Source organism: Siculibacillus lacustris (assembly GCF_004328075.1).
Lineage (GTDB): Bacteria > Pseudomonadota > Alphaproteobacteria > Rhizobiales > Ancalomicrobiaceae > Siculibacillus > Siculibacillus lacustris.
In genome coordinates this window covers 1-13,096 of record NZ_SJFN01000034.1, presented here as the reverse complement: position 1 = coordinate 13,096, position 13,096 = coordinate 1, and the positions used below count along the sequence as shown (strand labels likewise).

Annotated in this window: 16 protein-coding genes; 6 read left to right on the top strand and 10 right to left on the bottom strand. The window is 69.1% G+C overall.

Annotated features, from left to right (window positions below; translation table 11 throughout):
* Positions 1–95 precede the first annotated feature (95 nt).
* Complete coding sequence (locus EYW49_RS18345) at positions 96–1,316, top strand: pilus assembly protein TadG-related protein (RefSeq protein ID WP_265937406.1); 1,221 nt, start codon at positions 96–98, stop codon at positions 1,314–1,316.
* A gap of 241 nt (positions 1,317–1,557) precedes the next feature.
* Here the strand turns inward: EYW49_RS18345 and EYW49_RS18340 are convergent, their stop codons facing one another.
* Together EYW49_RS18340 and EYW49_RS18335 are read right to left on the bottom strand one after the other, a co-directional pair.
* The gene (locus EYW49_RS18340) at positions 1,558–2,322 is read right to left on the bottom strand and encodes a hypothetical protein (RefSeq protein WP_131311083.1); all 765 of its coding nucleotides are present in this window, start codon (positions 2,320–2,322) and stop codon (positions 1,558–1,560) included.
* Between the two features lie 136 nt (positions 2,323–2,458).
* Complete coding sequence (locus EYW49_RS18335; protein WP_131311082.1) at positions 2,459–3,478, bottom strand: polyprenyl synthetase family protein; 1,020 nt, start codon at positions 3,476–3,478, stop codon at positions 2,459–2,461.
* A gap of 262 nt (positions 3,479–3,740) precedes the next feature.
* On the opposite strand from EYW49_RS18335, the gene EYW49_RS18330 reads away from it, so the two are divergent.
* Both EYW49_RS18330 and EYW49_RS18325 read left to right on the top strand, forming a co-directional pair.
* Positions 3,741–3,971 carry a putative signal transducing protein gene (locus tag EYW49_RS18330; RefSeq protein WP_131311081.1) on the top strand — a complete coding sequence of 77 codons (231 nt, stop codon included), beginning with the start codon at positions 3,741–3,743 and terminating at the stop codon, positions 3,969–3,971.
* On the top strand, positions 3,968–4,747 hold the full coding sequence (locus tag EYW49_RS18325; protein WP_131311080.1) for a tRNA1(Val) (adenine(37)-N6)-methyltransferase: 780 nt from the start codon (positions 3,968–3,970) through the stop codon (positions 4,745–4,747). The genes EYW49_RS18330 and EYW49_RS18325 overlap by 4 nt, the downstream gene beginning before the upstream one ends.
* A 6-nt stretch (positions 4,748–4,753) precedes the next feature.
* Here EYW49_RS18325 and EYW49_RS18320 read toward each other — a convergent pair whose 3' ends face one another.
* Positions 4,754–4,975: a hypothetical protein gene (locus EYW49_RS18320; protein WP_131311079.1), complete on the bottom strand. Its 222-nt coding sequence runs from the start codon at positions 4,973–4,975 to the stop codon at positions 4,754–4,756.
* Between the two features lie 258 nt (positions 4,976–5,233).
* Here EYW49_RS18320 and EYW49_RS18315 point away from each other — a divergent pair, with 258 nt between their 5' ends.
* Entirely contained in the window at positions 5,234–5,584 is a 351-nt protein-coding gene (locus EYW49_RS18315; RefSeq protein WP_131311078.1) for a hypothetical protein, read from the top strand.
* A 134-nt stretch (positions 5,585–5,718) separates the two neighbouring features.
* On the opposite strand, the gene glyS is transcribed toward EYW49_RS18315, so the two are convergent.
* Both glyS and EYW49_RS18305 read right to left on the bottom strand, forming a co-directional pair.
* Positions 5,719–8,067, bottom strand: a complete 2,349-nt coding sequence (gene glyS / locus EYW49_RS18310) for a glycine--tRNA ligase subunit beta (protein ID WP_131311077.1) — start codon at positions 8,065–8,067, stop codon at positions 5,719–5,721.
* A gap of 133 nt (positions 8,068–8,200) precedes the next feature.
* Positions 8,201–8,872: an NAD(P)-dependent oxidoreductase gene (locus EYW49_RS18305; protein ID WP_131311076.1), complete on the bottom strand. Its 672-nt coding sequence runs from the start codon at positions 8,870–8,872 to the stop codon at positions 8,201–8,203.
* A 167-nt stretch (positions 8,873–9,039) separates the two neighbouring features.
* Here EYW49_RS18305 and EYW49_RS18300 point away from each other — a divergent pair, with 167 nt between their 5' ends.
* Positions 9,040–9,438 (top strand): winged helix-turn-helix transcriptional regulator, encoded by a 399-nt coding sequence (locus tag EYW49_RS18300; protein WP_131311075.1) that lies wholly within the window; start codon positions 9,040–9,042, stop codon positions 9,436–9,438.
* Positions 9,439–9,462: 24 nt separating this feature from the next.
* On the opposite strand, the gene EYW49_RS18295 is transcribed toward EYW49_RS18300, so the two are convergent.
* Together EYW49_RS18295 and EYW49_RS18290 are read right to left on the bottom strand one after the other, a co-directional pair.
* The gene (locus EYW49_RS18295; protein WP_131311074.1) at positions 9,463–9,879 is read right to left on the bottom strand and encodes a DoxX family protein; all 417 of its coding nucleotides are present in this window, start codon (positions 9,877–9,879) and stop codon (positions 9,463–9,465) included.
* Positions 9,880–10,072: 193 nt separating this feature from the next.
* Positions 10,073–11,011 (bottom strand): glycine--tRNA ligase subunit alpha, encoded by a 939-nt coding sequence (locus EYW49_RS18290; RefSeq protein ID WP_131311073.1) that lies wholly within the window; start codon positions 11,009–11,011, stop codon positions 10,073–10,075.
* A gap of 186 nt (positions 11,012–11,197) precedes the next feature.
* Here EYW49_RS18290 and EYW49_RS18285 point away from each other — a divergent pair, with 186 nt between their 5' ends.
* On the top strand, positions 11,198–11,524 hold the full coding sequence (locus tag EYW49_RS18285) for a hypothetical protein (RefSeq protein ID WP_131311072.1): 327 nt from the start codon (positions 11,198–11,200) through the stop codon (positions 11,522–11,524).
* A 34-nt stretch (positions 11,525–11,558) separates the two neighbouring features.
* Here the strand turns inward: EYW49_RS18285 and EYW49_RS18280 are convergent, their stop codons facing one another.
* From EYW49_RS18280 to EYW49_RS18270, 3 genes are all read right to left on the bottom strand, one after another.
* Complete coding sequence (locus EYW49_RS18280) at positions 11,559–11,747, bottom strand: hypothetical protein (protein WP_131311071.1); 189 nt, start codon at positions 11,745–11,747, stop codon at positions 11,559–11,561.
* Between the two features lie 206 nt (positions 11,748–11,953).
* Positions 11,954–12,241 carry a hypothetical protein gene (locus tag EYW49_RS18275; protein ID WP_131311070.1) on the bottom strand — a complete coding sequence of 96 codons (288 nt, stop codon included), beginning with the start codon at positions 12,239–12,241 and terminating at the stop codon, positions 11,954–11,956.
* A 125-nt stretch (positions 12,242–12,366) separates the two neighbouring features.
* A partial coding sequence (locus EYW49_RS18270; RefSeq protein ID WP_228259674.1) for a uracil-DNA glycosylase occupies positions 12,367–13,096 on the bottom strand: 730 nt, incomplete at its 5' end.

Below are 13,096 nucleotides of genomic sequence, written 5' to 3'. Positions count from 1 at the left end.
GCAATGCCTATGAAAAATATCAGTCCATGAGCAAGATCCGCGCCCTTTCCCCGCATCGTCTCCGCCGGAGCTTCTCTCGGAACGAGCGCGGTGGGGTGGCCGTGCTGTTCGCGCTGGTGGCGTTGCCGATGGTCGTCGTGTGCGGCGGCACCCTCGACTACATCGGCATCGAGGAAGTGCGCGGGCGCTGCGACGCCGCCGCCGACGCCGCGGCCCTGGCGGCGGCCGGCCGCTCGGCCATCGCGCTGACCGCGGCGGCGGCCCAGACCCAGGCGGCGGGGGTGTTCACCGCCGACCTGCCGGACAAGATCAAGCCGGTGATCACCGCCTCGCAGGCGACGGTCACCGACGTCGGCACCACCCGTACCGTCACCGTGACCTATACCGCGTCGGTGCCGACCACCTTCCTCAGGCTGATCGGCATCCCGACGGTGACGCTCACCGGCTCGGCGGCGGCGGCCGCGTCGCTGCCGATCTACATGGACTTCTACCTGCTGCTCGACAACACGCCGTCGATGGGGGTGGCCGCGACCACCAGCGACATCGCCAAGATGGTCGCGGCGACCCCCGACCAGTGCGCCTTCGCCTGCCACGACCTGTCGGATTCCGACGATTATTACGCCCTGGCCAAGCGGATCGGCGTCACCACCCGCATCGACGTGGTCCGCACCGCCACCCAACAGCTGATGGACACCGCCACCGCCACCGCCGCGGTCACCAATCAGTTCCGCATGGCGATCTACACCTTCGGCGCCTCGGCCACCGCCGAGAGCCTGACCACCATCTCGGCGCTGACCTCGAACCTCGCGGCGGCCAAGACCGCGGCGGCGGGGATCGATCTGATGACCGTGCCCTATCAGAACTACGACGGCGACATGGACACCGACTTCGACGGCACCCTGACGGCGCTCAATACGGTGATTCCCAATCCGGGCTCGGGCGCCTCGGCCTCGGTGACGCCGCAGAAGGTGCTGCTGTTCGTCTCCGACGGGGTGGCCGACGCCTATTATCCCTCGACCTGCAGTCAGGGGCTGGCCGGCGGCGGGCGCTGCCAGGAACCGCTGAACATCGCCACCTGCACCACCATCAAGAACCGCGGCATCAAGATCGCCGTGCTCTACACGACCTATCTCGCCCTGCCGACCAACAGTTGGTACATGACCTGGATCTCGCCGTTCAATGCGCAGATCGCCGCCCGCATGAAGTCCTGCGCCTCGCCCGGGCTCTACTTCGAGGTGAGCCCGTCGGGCGGCATCTCCGACGCGATGAACGCGCTGTTCAAGTCGGCGGTCCAGGGGGCCTGGCTGACGCGGTGAAGCGCTGTGCCGCACGCGCTGCGGTCGCAGCCAGGTCGCCTATTGGCGCAGATGCCGGGCTCGGGCGGGACCTGTTTTGCATTACTGGAAGCCCTCCTTCCCAGCTCAGGCAAAAATTATCGAAGCAAATTCCGCCAGGAGGATGCCCCGATAAGCGTATTTTACACAAATATATCTATTCTACGACTCTCAACTTGAGGTTAATCATATCATCTATACTTTCTGATCTGACTTTATTTCTTTAACCTGACGATGCCGCGCGCATGCTTTCCAAACCTGCCGCAATCCAATCGTTTGCCCACTTGATCGGTCCGCGGATTCCCTTCATGGGCGCATCGGGCCGATCCGCCAGCACCCTCTTATGTTGCGCGAGACCCGCCAGCATCTCCTTCGCATCGATGAGCTGGCGTTCGTTCAGTGGCCAATCGCTTCTGTTCTTCAGTGCAGCAACCAACGTTTTATGGAGTGCACTCGTCAGAGACCAAACCGTATTCAGACGAATGCCTTCCAAATTCTCGTCGGCAGACAATCGCTTGAGGCAGGCGACCACATCGTCGAAGAATTGCGGGTCTCGCCGCGTTCGGACAACCTCCGCCGCCGCGAACAATTCGGCGGGACTTGCGCCAGGTCGAAGCCCCGCACGCACTGCACTCAGATCAGACATACTCGGCGCGACCGCCCGCAACGCTTCCCTTGTCGCCGCCAACTCGGACAAAGGGGCATAAGGATCGACGCCGGAAACGATCTCTCCGAATCGGGCGTCGTTTCTCTCAACTTCATTTTCGAGCTCAACGATTTTCTGAGTCGCCGTCGCGAGCTTTTCCTTAATTTCTCTGAATTCGAGCTCAAACGAACCAATTTTTATCTTTTGTATATAAAGAATTATTCTTTCCATATACTTTGGGTTTGAATACAATTTCCAAATAATAAAGATCAATATTATTGGCCATACTGTTATGTTTTCTAGGCCTATCTTAATATATTGAAAAAGCAGATCGTGATCCATGACCCCCTCGCGAGCAAGACACGCTATCGGGGAATTCTACAAAAGCGCGCAAAAATATCCACACAAAACCGCAGGATGCTCAACCACCCCGCGTGGATTTCGCAGATCCCGCGGAAAATTCAGTCCTACGCAGATCTCAGTGCACGCGACTGACGCAGAACTCGACCACTTCGAGCAGCGCCCGCTTGTGCGGCCCGTCCTTGAACGGGGCGAGCGCGTCGCAGGCCATGGCGCCGTAGTGGCGGGCGCGCTCCACGGTGGTCTCGATCGCTCGGCGTCCGCGCAGGAGGTCGATCGCCCGGGCGAGGTCGCCCTCGACCGCGCCGCCGTCCTGGAGGCAGCGCTTCCAGAAGGCGCGGTCCTCGTCGGAGCCGCGGCGATAGGCGAGCACCACCGGCAGGGTGATCTTGCCTTCGCGGAAGTCGTCGCCGACGTTCTTGCCGAGCGCCGCGGACGAGCCGCCGTAGTCGAGGGCGTCGTCGATCAGTTGGAAGGCGATACCGAGATTGGTGCCGTAGGAGCGGAACGCCGCCTCTTCGTCGCGGCCGCGGCCGGCGATGATCGGCCCGACCTCGGCCGCGGCCGAGAACAGCGCGGCGGTCTTGGCGCGGATCACCGCGAGATATTCGTCCTCGGTGGTGGCGACGTTCTTGGCGGCGGCGAGCTGCATCACCTCGCCCTCGGCGATCACCGCCGCGGCGTCGGAGAGGATGCCGAGCGCCTGGAGGCTGCCGACTTCGACCATGGTGCGGAAGGCCTGGCCGAGCAGGAAGTCGCCGACCAGGACGCTGGCCTGATTGCCCCACAGCTTGCGCGCCGCGAGGCGGCCGCGGCGCATGTCGCTCTCGTCGACGACGTCGTCGTGGAGCAGGGTCGCGGTGTGCATGAACTCGACGGCCATGGCGAGCTTGACGTGGCCGTCGCCCTCGTAGCCGCACATCTGGGCGCTGGCCAGCGTCAGCATCGGCCGCAGTCGCTTGCCACCCGAAGAGATCAGATGGTTGGCGACCTCGGGAATCATCGTCACGTCGGACCCGGCCTTGCCGAGGATCAGGGCATTGACCCGTTCCATGTCGGCGGCGACCAGGGCGACCAACGGCTCCACCGAGGCGTCGGGCCGCTTCTTGGAGTCTTCGAGGGAAACTACGACGCCCACGTTGGGTCTCTCCGTCTCGGGCGGTGGCGCCCGGCTCCAATCCCGACCGTCCGGCGGCGATAGCATCCCGCGAGCGGTTCGTCGATACCGACGAACGCCGATGCGCCGGCGGCGGCGTTCGGCCGACGTCGGTCGGTGGGCGGCGAGCATAGGCGGAGGCGTCGGCGGTCACAAGCGCCCGACCGCCCGCCGACGCCGCCCCCGGGTTTGCACGCAGGCCGGCGGCGGTCCACACTCGGGCGTCGACGGGAGGGGGTGCGCGATGGAAGAACTGGTCCGCTGCAACGACATGGTGGTGGTCGCCACGGTCGAGGCGCTGCTCGCCGGTGCCGGCATCGACTGTCTGGTGGCCGATCGCCACATGTCGGTCCTCGAGGGCTCGATCGGCATCTTCGCCCGGCGCATCCTGGTGACCAGCGACGACCTGGCCCGCGCCCGGCGCCTGTTGATCGACGCCGGGCTCGGCGACGAATTGCGGACCAACGAGCGATGACTTCGGTCGACGCCGACGGCGGCACCACCGTCGATCGATTCCTCGGCGGACGCTTGGCGATCGAGCAGCCGGCGCGCGGTCGCCACCGGGCCGGGCTCGACGCGATCCTGCTGGCCGCGGCGGTGCCGGCGGATGCGGTCGGGCGGCTGATCGATTTCGGCGCCGGGGTCGGGACGGCGGGTCTGGCGGTGGCGACGCGGGTCGCCGGCGTCGCGGTGATCCTCGCCGAACGCGATGCGGAGGCGCTCGATCTCGCCGCGCGCAATCGGGCGCGGTGCGCCGCCGAGATCGCCGGGCGCGTGACGCTCGCGGCGGTCGATCTGATCGTCGGCGCGGCGCGGGAAGCGGCGCTCGGACGCGAGGCGGCCGACTGGGTGATCGCCAATCCGCCCTATTTCACCCCGCACGAGGTCCGGGCCTCGCCGTCGGCGGCGCGGGCCGCGGCCCATGTCCTGACCGCCGGCGGGCTCGAGGCGTGGATCCGGGCGGCGGCGGCGACGCTGGCGCCGGGCGGCCGGCTGGCGCTGATCTTCAAGGGCGACGGCTTGGCCGAGATCCTCGCCGCCTGCGCCGGCCGGTTCGGCGAAGTGGCGATCCGGCCGATCCATCCGCGCGCCGAGGCCGCAGCCCATCGCCTGCTGGTCACCGCGATCAAGGGATCGCGCGGGCCGGCGCGGATCGTGCCGGGCCTGGTGCTGCACCCGGCAGCGGGCAGCGGTTATCTCGACGCCGCCGACGCGGTGTTGCGCGGCGACGCCGATCTGGCCACCGGCTGACCCAGGTCAGCGGCAGCGGACGATCCGGCACATGTACCCGCGCGGCGTGCGGATCGCGCATTGTTGCAGGGCGATGCCGCGGGCCTGGGCGAAATAGACCGACGAGCCCCAACCGGAGGCGACGCGGCTGCGGGCGGTGCAGACCCAGGCGGCGGCATCGGCGACGCTCCCCGCGAGGAACGCAGCGGTGGCGACGGCGAACAGAGTGGTGCGCAGAACCGGCGACATGACGGACCCTCCCGGCCGTGGAACCGTCGCATCGTCCACCCACGGGCGTCGGGCGCCCATCCCACTTTCGATCTAGTCGCGACGAAATTCCACAAGGATACCCGTCGTCGGCGGTTTGTCTCGGCCGGTTGGTTCCGTTAGGGTCGGAGCGACCTTCGGCCGGGTTCGGGCCGGGGCCGCGCGCGTCGCGTCGCGATTCCCCGTCGCGGTCGACGGGCGGCCGGCCGGCGCCCGAGCCTTCACGATCGGGAGATCCCCATGCGCATGTTCGTCACCTCGTCCGCCCTCATCCTCCTCGGCCTCGTCCCGGCGCTGGCCGACGGCACCTATCAGGGCGCCTCGTCGGTCGCCGGCGGCCGCGATCCGGTCTGCGCCGGGGTCACGGCGATGACCGCTTCGGTCTCGGGATCGAGCATCGAGTTGATCGGTGCGGTCTACGAGGGCGCCGAGGAGACCGGCACCGGCACGGTCAAGGCCGACGGCAGCTTCACCGCCACCAAGCCGGGCAAGAAGGGCACCGTGACCTTCAACGGCCGGGTCACCGCCCATTCGGTGACCGCCCAGTGGAAGGGCCCCGATTGTTGGGGGGCGATCGACCTCACCAAGTGAGGGCGATCGTGGGGGGCATGGGGCCGTAGGGTGCATCGAGCGACAGCGAGTTGCACCTCGCAGAGCCCGTGGACCGCGACGCCGCACGGTGCAAGTCGCTTCGCTCCATGCACCCTACGCGCCTACACCCGGCCTCAGCCGATGCGGCCGAAGTCGGCGACGGTGTGACAGGCGGCGCGGATGCGGCCGAGCAGGCGCAGGCGATTGGCGCGGAGGTCGGCGTCGGGGGCGTTGACCAGGATCGCGTCGAAGAAGGCGTCGACCGGCCCGCGCAGCCCGGCCAGCGCCGCCATGGCGGCGGCGAAGTCCTCGGATTCGACCGCTGCGGCGGCGGTGGCGGCGGCGGTGTCGAGCGCCGCGGCGAGCGCGATCTCGGCCGGTTCACGGAGCAGTTCGGCGATCGGCTCGCCGTCGAAGCCATGGCCGTCCTTCTTCTCCTCGGCCTTGAGGATGTTGGCGGCGCGGACATAGCCGGCGAGCAGCGAGCGGCCGTCGTCGGTCGCCAGGAACGCGGCCAAGGCCTCGACCCGCCGCACCCCGAGCACCAGATCGTCGCGCCGATCGCCGGCCTCCGCCGGGGCTGCGGCGAAGACCGCGTCGACGAGATCGTGACGGGCGCCGGCGTCGCGCAGCTGGATCTTCAGGCGGTCGACGAAGAAGGCGAACAGCCCGTCGACGACCGTGGCGATCGGCGCCAGCTCGCGCTCGGTCTCGTAATAATATTCGACGCCGCCGACCAGCAGCACGCTCTCGGGATCGTGGTCGGCGCCGCTGCGGTCGTGGACCAGCAGCACGCGATTGGTCGGGGCGACCAGTCCGGCGAGGTCGGGATCGCGGGTGAAGTGGCCGGGCACGGTGATGCCCTGATCTTCGGCGGCGACGAGGAAGACCAGCCGCGCGGCGCTCTGCAGGCCCCACAGATGGGCGGCATAGGCGTCCGCCAGCAACTCGCGCAAGCCGACGCGGACGCCGTTGTCGAGCAGGATGCGGATCACCCCGAGGGCGGCGCGGCGCAGGGCGTAGGGGTCCTTCGAGCCGGTCGGCTTCTCGTCGATCATCCAGAAGCCGGCGAGCGTGTCGAGCTTGTCGGCCAGCGCCACGGCGACCGCGACCGGATCGGTCGGCACCCGGTCGGAGGGGCCCTGCGGCTTGTAGTGATCCTCGATCGCCACGGCGACCGACGGGTCCTCGCCCTGAGCGAGGGCATAGACGCGGCCCATCAGGCCCTGGACCTCGGGGAACTCGCCGACCACCTCGGTCATCAGGTCGGCCTTGGCGAGGAGGGCGGCGCGCGCCGCGAGCGCGGCATCGGCGCCGACCGAGGGCGCGAATTCGCGCGCCAGCCGCACGATGCGGTCGACGCGGGCGCCCTGCGTGCCGAGCTTCTCGTGGAACACGACGTTCAGCGCCCGCAGCTTGGCCAGCCGCTGGTCGAGGGGTTTGCCCTCGCCGCGGTAGTCGGGCAGGTCGGCGAGGTCGGTGTGGAAGAAGTGGCGGGCGTCGGACAGGCGGGCGCGGATGACCCGGCCGTTGCCGGCGACGATCTTCTTGCCGCCGTCCTTGGCCTCCAGGTTGGAGACCAGCAGGAACCGATCGGACAGTCTCTGGTCGACGTGGTGCGAGCGCAGCACGAAGCACTTCTGGTTGGCGCGGATGGTGGCGCGGATCACTTCGGCCGGCACCTCCAGGAACTCCGGCTCGAAGCCGCCCATCAGCACCACCGGCCATTCGACCAGCCCTGCGACCTCGTCGAGCAGGGCGTCGTCCTCGATCAGCTCCAGCCCTTGGGCGAAGGCCAGCGACTTGGCATCCTCGAGGATGATGTTGCGGCGCCGCTCGGCGTCGAGGATGACCTTGGCGTTCTGGAGCTTCTGGACGTAGTCGTCGAAGCGTTTGACTGAGAAGGGCGTGCTGCCCATGAAGCGATGGCCGCGGGTGATGTTGCCGGCGTGAATGCCGTCGACCTCGAAGGGGACGATCTCCGGCTCTTCGTGCTCGGTGCCGAAGGTGCAGACGATCGAATGGAGCGGGCGCACCCAGCGCAGGCTGCCCGAGCCCCAGCGCTGGGACTTCGGCCAGGGGAAGGTGCGGATCACCTGGGGCACCAGATCCGACAGGACGTCGATGGTCCGGCGGCCGGGCTTCTTCAGGCGGGCGACCCAGAAGTCGCCCTTCTTGTCGGCGACCACGGTGGCCTGATCGAGCGAGGCGAGCCCGGCGCCCTTGAGGAAGCCCTGGATCGCCGGATCGGGGGCGCCGACGCGCGGGCCCTTCTTCTCTTCGACCTGATCGGCGCCCTTGCCGGGCAGGCCGACCACATGGAGGGTCAGGCGGCGCGGCGTGGCATAGGCCTTGGCCCCTTCGAAGGTCAGGCCGGCGGCGATCAGGCCGTCGCCGATCAGCTTCTGGAGGTCGTCGGCGGCCTTGCGCTGCATGCGGGCCGGGATCTCTTCGGAGAAGAGTTCGAGAAGGAGTTCGGGCATGGCGGGCTCGGTCCGGAATGGGCTGCGACGTGGCGTCGAGGCATACGATCGTGCGCCGACCGTGTCCAGTCCGCAAACAGGCGGCCGGGGCGGGGAAGCCCCGGCCCGGCCGTCCGGTCCCGCCGGCGCCCGCTCAGGCGCTGGCGACGGTGAAGCGCGTCCGGACGTGCTTCGGCGTCTCGATCTCGTCGAGGATCGCGACCGCCAGATCGGCCGCGGAGATGCCGGCCGGCACGGGGCCGTCCATCAGCGGCGCTTCGCTGCCGAGCCGGTACTTGCCGGTGCGGGGTGCTGCGGCATCGGCGGAATGGGGGCCGAACATCACCGGCGGCGACAGGAAGGTCCAGTCGAGCCCGGCGCCGATCTCGCCGGCGAGATAGGCGGCGAGCAGCTTTCGGGCGGCGTCGGCCCCGGCGAAGAAGGCCTTGGGGAAATGCTCGGTGTCGATCAGCTGCACGCCCGGCGCGACATAGAGGCTGCCGGCGCCGCCGATCACCAGGAGCCGCTTGACGCCGGCGGCAGCGGTGCCGGCGTCGATCGCCCGGGCGCCCTGAAGGAAGTGATCGTGGATCTCGGGGTCGCTCCAACCGGGATTGAAGGCGGAGATCACCGCGTCGACACCGGCGACCGCGGCGGCGACGGAAGCCGCGTCATAGGCGTCGGCGCGGACCACGGTGAGGCCGGCGCGGGGCGCGAGCTTGGCGGGATCACGGGCGAGGGCGGTGACCGCATGGCCGCGGGCCAGCGCTTCGGCGAGGATGGCGGTGCCGGCGAAGCCGGTCGGGCCGACGAGGGCGATCTTCATGGGCGTTCCTTTCGGGGGCGGGCACCCGCGGGCGGGTGGGTTCCTCGGGTGGTTACGATATGATACCAGATGCCACGAGAGAACCGCTGCGTGAAGGACGCACTTTCGTGAACGCAAGGCACAGGGACGGAACCGCCCTCCCCGCGGCGCCCGAGGCGACGCGGGCGATGGCCGAGGTGCGGGTGATCGCCGGGGTGGTCGAACCGATCGCCGATCCGCGCGCGGTGACCTGCCCGATCCGCGACGTGCTCGACCGGCTCGGCGATTCGTGGAGCGTGTTGGTGGTGCTGCGGCTCGGCGACGGGCCGACGCGTTTCAACGCGCTCCGGCGAGCGGTCGGGGCGATCTCGCAGCGGATGCTGACGGTCACGCTGCGCAGCCTGGAGCGCGACGGACTGGTGACGCGGACGGTGTTCCCGACCAATCCACCGCAGGTCGAATATGCGCTGAGCGATCTCGGCCGGTCGCTGGCCGGGCCGATCGGCGGGCTCGCCGACTGGGCGGTGGCCAACCAGGAGCGGATCGGCGCCAACCGCCGCCGCTTCGACGCGACGGCGGCGGATTGACGGCGGCGACGACGGGGTGTCGGGTCAGGCGGCGCGGGGAAACCAGCGGCGCAGCAGCGGCAGCCATTCCTTGATCGCGATGGCGAGGCAGATCAGGCCCCAGAACACCGGATATTCGAAACCGCCCTTGTTCCACACCCATTTGAAGCCGCCGACCTCGAACAGCGCGGCGGCGGCCACGAACAGGGCGCCGGCGGCGACCGGGGCGGCGAAGCGCACCCACAGACCGAACACCAGGCACAGGCCCGACACCGCCTCCATCACGCCGGCGAGCACCAGGAAGGCGGGGGCGGGATGGAAGCCGGCCTTCTCGAAGAAGCCGAGGGTCGCTTCGTAGCCGGTGATCTTGCCGGCGACACGGGGGAACATGAACAACCCGGCGGTGATCCGGATGATGTTGTCACCGTCGAACGGATCGAATTTCGAGAGAAGCGAAGACATACGCGTTTTTCCTCTGTGTTCCCAAAGATGAGACCACAGAAAGACGCTTTCATCCTTGATTTGTCTTCTGGCATTTCATTTGACGGATCGTTCGACGAAACGCGACGATCGCCGAACGCCACGGCGCGGCGATCCGCACCCGCGGGGACACACCGCACGGCTCACTTCGGTTCGCAAGATCGAACTGCTGCGCTCACTCGGCGCCGCCGGCTTCCGTCGCCAGCCAGGCGCGGCCGCAGGCCTTGGCCAGTTCGCGCACCCGCAGAATGTAGTTCTGGCGCTCGGTGACCGAGATCACGCCGCGGGCGTCGAGCAGGTTGAAGACGTGGCTGGCCTTGATGCACTGGTCGTAGGCCGGCTGCGCCATCAGGTGGCGCTTCTCGTCCGAGGTCTCCCAGCCGGCCTCGACATAGGCCTTGGCGGCGTCGGCGGCCATGTCGAACTGCTTGAACAACATGTCGACGTCGGCGTGTTCGAAGTTGTGGCGGGAATATTCCTTCTCCGCCTGGAGGAAGACGTCGCCGTAGGTGACCTTGTCGTGGCCGTCGCGACCGTTGAAGTTGAGGTCGTAGACGTTGTCGACGCCCTGGACGTACATCGCCAGACGCTCGAGGCCGTAGGTCAGTTCGCCCGACACCGGCGCGCACTCGAAGCCGGCGACCTGCTGGAAGTAGGTGAACTGGCTGACTTCCATGCCGTCGCACCAGCATTCCCAGCCCAGCCCCCAGGCGCCGAGCGTCGGGCTCTCCCAGTCGTCCTCGACGAAGCGGATGTCGTGGGTGTGGGGGTCGATGCCGATGGCGTAGAGGCTCTTCAGGTAGAGGTCCTGGAGGTCGGCGGGCGACGGCTTGAGGATCACCTGGAACTGGTAATAGTGCTGCAGCCGGTTGGGGTTCTCGCCGTAGCGGCCGTCCTTGGGGCGGCGCGAGGGCTGGACATAGGCGGCGCGCCAGGGCTTGGGGCCGAGCGCGCGCAGCGTCGTCGCCGGGTGGAAGGTGCCGGCACCGACCTCCATGTCGTAGGGCTGCAGGACCACGCAACCGTAGTCGGCCCAATAGCGCTGGAGGGTGAGGATCAGCCCCTGGAAGGAGCGATCGGGGCGCATGTGGGGAGGGGTCGCGGGATCGATCATGGTTTCGCCGGCTGTTGCCCGAGGGACGCGTGCCGGACCCTAGCCACGGCGCGGCGACGGGTCAACCGGCCTTCGATTTCCTGAACGGCGTGTTCAGAAGCTGTTCAGCGACGGGCTCCCAGACTCCGCTTCGCTCGCCGTGGCACGCCGAAGGCGGCGAAGCGCGGCGAGCGGGAGGACGAGATCATGTCCATGATGCGTTATCTGGCGGCGATCGCCTGCGTGACGGCGGGCCTGGTCCTGGCGGCGGTGGTGACCGCGCCTGCGCAGACGGTCGGTCACAATCAACCTTCGACGTCGCCCCCGACCCCGACCGGCGCATCCGGCGGCGGCAGTTCGGTGTTGCTCTACGGCTCGCCCGGCAACTGCCCGCCGACCATCGCCTGCGGCCCGAGCGAGACGCGCCTTCCACCCCACCGGGTCAAGCCGGTGAAGCGGGTGAAGTGCGATCGGTGGGTGGTGGAGAACGGCGTGCGGGTGCGCGACTGCCGCGTCCGGCAGCCACTCGACTGAGGCCCGGCCGTCGCGACGGCAGGTCCGGCGGCGGTCAGCGACCGGTGAGATCCGGGCGATAGATGCCGTCGGGGCCGCGCACCAGCCGCGGTCCGTTGCCGAGCTCGGTCGGCGCGCGCACCTCGGCGAGGGTCGCGGCGACCCGGTCCATCTCGCGACGGAAGAAGCGCCAGGTCGCCACCGCGACGAGGCCGACGGCGGTGAAGATCAGAGCCTGCGGCATGTTCCCCTCCTCGTTCGGAGCGGCGCGAGAGCGCCTGCGCTCGGTCGACGGGGCGAGGACCCCGGAGCCGCCGATCCGAGGAGCGGCGGCGGAGACGACGACCGAGCACCGCCGCATCCACCTCTCATCCTAGCCGCGATCACGGCGGATCGGAGGCAGGATCAGGGGACGGGCCGACGGTGATCCGGTACCGGGGGCGGCAATCGTCAGGTCGCGTGATAGACGCGCGCCACTTCGCTGCGGCTGGTCGGCGCCGGCGCGGCTTGCTGCGCCTGGATCAACAGGCCGTGCGAGGGGCGGGCGGCGACTTCGCGCTCGACCGTCGAGGCGAGGCGCGCGGGGAAGCTCTGCGTCCCGTCGTCGGTGCGCTCGTCCTTGTCGCCGGATGCGCTGGCGGCGGCGGCCTCGACGACGCGGGCGGTGGGCGCGGTCTGGGCCACGGCCATGACCGGCGCAATGTAGGTGAAGGAAGATCCGATGGTGGTGATGGACATCGCGGCCTCCGTTTGGGCCCGGTGCGGGGATCGCACCTCGTCCGTATCCCCGATAGTCCCCCAGGAGATTGGCGAAAGCCTCAACCGAATCACTCGAATGCGAGGGATCGCCGGAATATCGCCGTTCAGCGCGCCGGGCGTGGCGGTGCGGCGGCCAGCGCCCGGGCGATCGCCGTCATGTCGCGCCAGGCGAGGCGCTTCTGCAGCGGCTGACGCAGCAGATAGGCCGGGTGCAAGGTGGCGATCGCCGGGATCTCGCGCTGTGGCGTGGCATAGGTCAGCCAGCGGCCGCGCAGCCGGGTGATGCTCTCGTTGGCCCCCGACAGGGCGGCGGCCGCGGCACCGCCGAGATAGACCAGCACGTCGGGGTCGACCAGTTCGATCTGGCGCGCCACGAAGGGGCGGCAGATCTCGGTCTCCTGGGGCGTCGGGGTGCGGTTGCCGGGCGGCCGCCACGGCACGACGTTGGCGATGTAGACGGCGCGGCGATCGAGACCGACGGCGGCGAGCATCTTGTCGAGCAGGCGCCCGGAGCGGCCGACGAAGGGCACGCCCTGCTCGTCCTCCTCGCGGCCCGGCGCCTCGCCGACGAACATCACCCGGGCGTGCGGATCGCCGTCGGAAAACACCAGCCGGCGGGCGGTGAGGCGCAGATTGCAGCCGTCGAAGGCGGCGAGCGCGGTGCGAAGCGCTTCGAGATCCGGCGCGGCGGCGGCGGCCGCACGGGCCTGGAGCACCGAGGCGTCGCCCGGCACCGCGGCGCCGAGGGTCGGCCGGGCGGTCGGCCCGGGGGTGGACTCGACGCGGGGACGCTCGGGCGGCAAGGCCGGCCGGGCGGGCGCGGTCGCCGCCGGC